The 4618-nt window shown below is 40.8% G+C and carries 8 protein-coding genes; 2 read left to right on the top strand and 6 right to left on the bottom strand.

Annotated elements, in window-relative coordinates:
• Positions 1 to 282: 282 nt before the first annotated feature.
• Positions 283 to 915, bottom strand: coding sequence for a hypothetical protein (locus tag HWQ44_RS15070; RefSeq protein WP_292719845.1), 633 nt, complete (start codon positions 913 to 915; stop codon positions 283 to 285).
• 83 nt (positions 916 to 998) lie between these two features.
• Here HWQ44_RS15070 and HWQ44_RS15065 point away from each other — a divergent pair, with 83 nt between their 5' ends.
• Entirely contained in the window at positions 999 to 1619 is a 621-nt protein-coding gene (locus HWQ44_RS15065) for a hypothetical protein (RefSeq protein ID WP_366931384.1), read from the top strand.
• Between the two features lie 169 nt (positions 1620 to 1788).
• Here HWQ44_RS15065 and HWQ44_RS15060 read toward each other — a convergent pair whose 3' ends face one another.
• The 4 genes from HWQ44_RS15060 to rpaB form a co-directional block, all read right to left on the bottom strand.
• Entirely contained in the window at positions 1789 to 2007 is a 219-nt protein-coding gene (locus HWQ44_RS15060) for a hypothetical protein (protein WP_292719841.1), read from the bottom strand.
• A 112-nt stretch (positions 2008 to 2119) separates the two neighbouring features.
• Positions 2120 to 2308 (bottom strand): hypothetical protein, encoded by a 189-nt coding sequence (locus HWQ44_RS15055; RefSeq protein WP_292719847.1) that lies wholly within the window; start codon positions 2306 to 2308, stop codon positions 2120 to 2122.
• Entirely contained in the window at positions 2256 to 2534 is a 279-nt protein-coding gene (locus HWQ44_RS15050; RefSeq protein WP_292719843.1) for a glycosyltransferase, read from the bottom strand. The genes HWQ44_RS15055 and HWQ44_RS15050 overlap by 53 nt, the downstream gene beginning before the upstream one ends.
• Before the next feature lie 131 nt (positions 2535 to 2665).
• The gene (gene rpaB, locus HWQ44_RS15045; protein WP_292719839.1) at positions 2666 to 3436 is read right to left on the bottom strand and encodes a response regulator transcription factor RpaB; all 771 of its coding nucleotides are present in this window, start codon (positions 3434 to 3436) and stop codon (positions 2666 to 2668) included.
• A gap of 299 nt (positions 3437 to 3735) precedes the next feature.
• On the opposite strand from rpaB, the gene HWQ44_RS15040 reads away from it, so the two are divergent.
• The gene (locus HWQ44_RS15040; protein WP_292719837.1) at positions 3736 to 4029 is read left to right on the top strand and encodes a hypothetical protein; all 294 of its coding nucleotides are present in this window, start codon (positions 3736 to 3738) and stop codon (positions 4027 to 4029) included.
• 20 nt (positions 4030 to 4049) lie between these two features.
• On the opposite strand, the gene HWQ44_RS15035 is transcribed toward HWQ44_RS15040, so the two are convergent.
• On the bottom strand, positions 4050 to 4577 hold the full coding sequence (locus HWQ44_RS15035) for a mechanosensitive ion channel domain-containing protein (protein WP_292719835.1): 528 nt from the start codon (positions 4575 to 4577) through the stop codon (positions 4050 to 4052).
• Positions 4578 to 4618 lie beyond the last annotated feature (41 nt).

The following is a 4618-nucleotide window of genomic DNA, read 5'->3' as shown; positions in this document are numbered from 1 at the left end:
TAATTAAGAATTAAAACCTACAAATTGACAAAATAGTCAACTTTTAAATAAAAAAATTAAGATAGATTGTAATTTTTAATATCAGTAATAAGTTATTCGAGCAAGTAAGCCAAATTCGTATTAGATATAACATTGCAACGAATTACTTTTAATATTAGTTGTCTTATCGGCTCTGAAACTCATAAAACTCATCCCATAACTCATAGTAAAACTCATGAAAAATAACATCTTTAAATAGGAATGGTACTAAAATAACTTATAACTAACAATACCTCTGCCAATTTACGAGGGTTCAACACCCGTAGAAACGGTATGAATACGTCCTAAAGAAGTAAGCTTGGCAAAAATCTGGGTTAATAAAATAGGCTCAGGCATTTCCGGAAGCATTTTTAACATTTCACTATGGTCACTTAAGTCTCTAGCAAATGAGGTTTCTGCACCAATTGACTTACGAACTCGATTTGCTTCAACTGGGCGGTCATCTTCTGCTCTGGCAATTCTGTAGTAATAATGACCTGCTTTACCAAAGTGGTGTGTTAGCTCAGTCAGCGATCGCCCCTTCAAATCTGCGCCACTATGAATGCCGAGTGAATGCATCTTCGCTGCCGTCACCTCTCCAATCCCGTGGAACTTCTCAATTGGTAGCTGTTCTACAAAGGCGATCGCTTGTTCTGGCAAAATCACCGTTAGTCCGTTCGGCTTGTTCTGCCCTGATGCCATTTTTGCAAGAAACTTGTTAATTGACACACCCGCAGTTGCCGTCAGCTTAGTTTCCTGGAAAATCGCAGTTTTAATATGTCTTGCGATAGTAGAAGCATAGGGGATACTTTGCTTATTCTCAGTAACATCAAGGTATGCCTCATCTAGCGCAACTCCTTCCACTAAATCACTGTAGCGTTTGAATATAGCGTGGATTGCTGCGGAAATCTCTCGGTAAACGTCGAATCTCGGTCTGACAAAGATAAGCCCAGGACAGTCAGGTCTTAGTTAAGAACGAGATGGGTAAGACACCTAAAGGATTAGGAGTCTTTGGACTACCAATGCCAACTTGGCTAGGCCATGTTTTGTCATCCTTGTTCTTACACCAAGACTTAGTATTTCTTCATTATCAACAGAAGATTCTAGCTAAACGTCAAAAGGCCCAATGGGTGAACGCAGTTTATACACCCAATCCTCAAGATAAAATGGTAATTGCATTTCGCCAGTGGTTGCAGAAAAAAGCTGGAGGTAGTATTCCTTGGGCTTCAGGGTGTAATACCGATCTTCCCTTGCTCGAATTAGACAAACAAAAGCTTTTTGATGTCTGGACAACTCATACCCAACATTGCCAAGTTTGCAAAGATGCTTTGAAAAATATTAAACGTCTACGGGTGTTGGCTTACGGTTTATCTATATTATGCTTATGTGTTGCTGTAATTCTGGATGCAAGAGCCATAGCGGTAAAAGCTGCATTAGCATCTGCAAACCAAATACCTGCGTCACTTTTAACGGTTTTTCCTCATACAGGATTCTGGTGGGCGCTTGGGGGTGCAACATTATTTGTACTTCTAGGATACTTGCTTAATAAATTTAGTCGCCTATTTTATGTTTACGAGTTTGAACACGCACACAATGATTAATCTACTCAAGGTGAGTCCTAAGAAAATTTATTCAGAAGGCTCAATTGGCTGGACGCTCCTGCCAACTGAGCCTTCTGAATTCCAAACTTCCAAACCAAGTTGTACCTCGTTCGAGAGATGCCAATAGTTTCGCCTATTGCTATCACTAGCAGATCAGTCCAGAAATATTTTACTCAATCAACCCCAAATGCCGATGGAATGCTTCAACTGCATTCGCCACACCATCTTCACCCCTAATCTTCTCACCCAACTCTTGTGCTTTCTCCCGCATCACCTCATCGCCCAGTACGATTTCAATCGCTGCTGCTAAAGTTTTATCTGACACTTCCTTGTACGGTATCGGCGCAGGGCTAACACCAATTCGCAATTCGCAATTCGCAATTCGCAATTCGCAATTAATAATACCCCACGCATGAATGGGTTCTGTTGAATATTGATACTACGTGTTTTATTTCTTTTCATAATTGAAATTAAGGGTTTTGACACCAAAGATGAAGCAATTATTCAATTACGTCCGCAATTGCGAACTGCGAATTGCGAATTGCGAATTGGTTTGGTGTCCCCGCACGTAACACTGCCGCCGTTGTACTAGCTCCTCCGTGATGTACTACTGCTGGCACTTGAGGAAATAACCAATCATGGGGAACTTCCTTGATCACAAACACCCGTAGCGAATCTTTTATATTCACTGTTCTGCAAAAACTCTTGCATATTGCCAGCGATCGCTGCAAACTTTAAATCGAACTTCCTCACAAATAACTCAAAGTTCTCATGCGTTGCAATCGTTACTTCATGCCCCGCACGTTTTAACCCAATAGCCAAAGCGCAGTATGGTTGCAAGTCTCCCCTTGAACCTACTGTTAGGATCGTAATCTTCAGTTTTCGGCTTGGTGCTATAGATAGACTTTGGCTCAAATGCTTTTTCAAAAATGAAAACTCCAGTATCCAAAAATTGTACTAATTTCCTGTGCCTATCTATCAAGACACTACAATTAAGACAAAGAACTTCATCAACCTCAAACAACTGACATTTGTCGGTTTCATGATTAATGCTCTAGTTGAGGAATTCGTTGAAAAAAGTAACCACTTCCTCTTGCAGTGAGTATATATTCTGGATTTTCCAGATCATCTTCTAACTTCAAGCGCAAACGTGAAATATGCACATCCACCACACGAGTATCTGCATGTTGTTCTGCACTATAACCCCACACTTGCTGCAATATTTCTCCACGGGTAAAAGATTTGCCAGGATAGCTCATCAATAACTCTAGTAAGCTGTACTCTACACCCGTTAATGGAATTCGCTCACCTGCTTTGTAGACTTGTCGCTTATTGGTATCAATTTTCAGATTGTCTACAACCATTACTCGCAAATTTGAAATAGCAGCAGTAGTTGTTCTATCGTTTCTTCGTCGCAGCAAAGAGCGAATTCTTGACTCTAATTCCTTTGGAGAGAAAGGCTTCGCCATATAATCATCAGCCCCTAATTCCAGCCCAGTGATCCGATCTGCTACATCTCCCAAGGCTGTAAGCATGATAATTGGCACATCTGATTGTTTCCGTAATTCTTGACAGACACCGTAACCATCCAGCTTTGGCATCATCACATCCAGAACTATCAAATCAGGGGTCAACAGGCGAAAAGCTGACAAAGCTTCTTCACCATCACTAGCTGTAACTACACTGTAGCCAATCATTTCTAGACGGGTCTGTAAAATCCGCCGGATGCTGGCTTCGTCATCTACTACCAGGATTTTTCCTTTATCACCTGATAAGTTTCTCAACGCTGTTCCTCCACAGCGAGAACTCTCAACCATCTATTATCTGCTTATTAGGAGTCAAAAACGTAAAACAATCTTCAGGTACAGTCATGAGGAAAGAAGCGATGCCTGCGGCGAGCTACGCTTACGCTTAATACTTGCATCTGTGCAACAGGTTATGTTAGGGCATCTGCCCGAAAAAGATATTTATGTCCAATTAATAAATTCCTCAACAAGAGACTCGTATTTTCCATAAATTTGGTGTACCTTGTTAATTCTGTGCAAATTATTTATACCTAACTTCTCCCAAATTTACTCAGACAAATTTTAAGCCAATGCCTTCGAGAGAACAGCCAATGAAAACTTCTAATGAGATACACACTAAGAAAATCATCAAAAAATCCGACAAGCTTACCCTGAGACAGATGAAATTAATCGAGGAGGCTGAAGACCAACTTCTTGAAGCTAATACTGTCAATTCTCCAGCCCCTGTGGTTGAGGTTGAGGAAAAACCAGTAGCGATTTCAGAACCTAGAGTTCCTGACTATATTCCATTGCTTGACAATCCTCCAGTACAATCAGTGGGCAACTCTGGCTGGCAGGTTTCTGATGTCTGGCGGGATATTCGGGTGGATGATTTTTGTGGGTAGACCCCCATGATTACGAGCGCTCATGCATCTATACCCTCTGTACCCTTTTCAATTGGATTGGTTGAATCTATGTCTGACTCCTGATTTGATAATCGTTCAACCATCTGTATTAAAGCTAACTGCATTTCTGGCGTAAATTCCAACTGACCAGAACGCAGATGTAAATCTAACTGAGCAAAAGGAATTTCAATTTCTCGTTGCTTTAATACTTCGTAAATAATGTAGTATAAATCACTTTTGAGCAAAAATTGTTTATTAGGTTCCGCAGTCCAGACTAATAACTCAAAATTTAAGGTATTGTTGCCAAACTCTTTAAACAGTACTAGAGGCAAAGGAGTCTGCAATACATTGGGATGCTTAGAAGCAGCCTCTAACAGAGCAGATTGCACTGCTTTGGGATCTGAGCTATAGGCAACGCCAACGGGGAGATGAAGGCGAGAAATCGGGTTGCGATGGCTCCAGTTGATTACTTCTTTTTCCAAGAAGCGAGAGTTGGGTACAATAATTGAAACGTGGTCAAGAGTACGAATCTCGCCCGGATTTCTCACAAGTTAGAAAAAAATATTGATATACTCAAGATTCAGACTAA

The sequence above is a fragment of the Nostoc sp. JL34 genome (genome assembly GCF_017114945.1).
Classification (GTDB): domain Bacteria; phylum Cyanobacteriota; class Cyanobacteriia; order Cyanobacteriales; family Nostocaceae; genus Nostoc.
Note: the sequence above shows the minus strand (reverse complement) of the source record. Positions and strands in the feature narration are given on the sequence as shown.

Excerpts from the sequence above, each read along its gene's own strand:
- rpaB (WP_292719839.1), bottom strand. The coding sequence starts at position 3,436 with ATGGTTGAGAGTTCTCGCTGTGGAGGAACAGCGTTGAGAAACTTATCA.
- HWQ44_RS15040 (WP_292719837.1), top strand. The coding sequence starts at position 3,736 with ATGAAAACTTCTAATGAGATACACACTAAGAAAATCATCAAAAAATCC.
- HWQ44_RS15065 (WP_366931384.1), top strand. The coding sequence starts at position 999 with ATGGGTAAGACACCTAAAGGATTAGGAGTCTTTGGACTACCAATGCCA.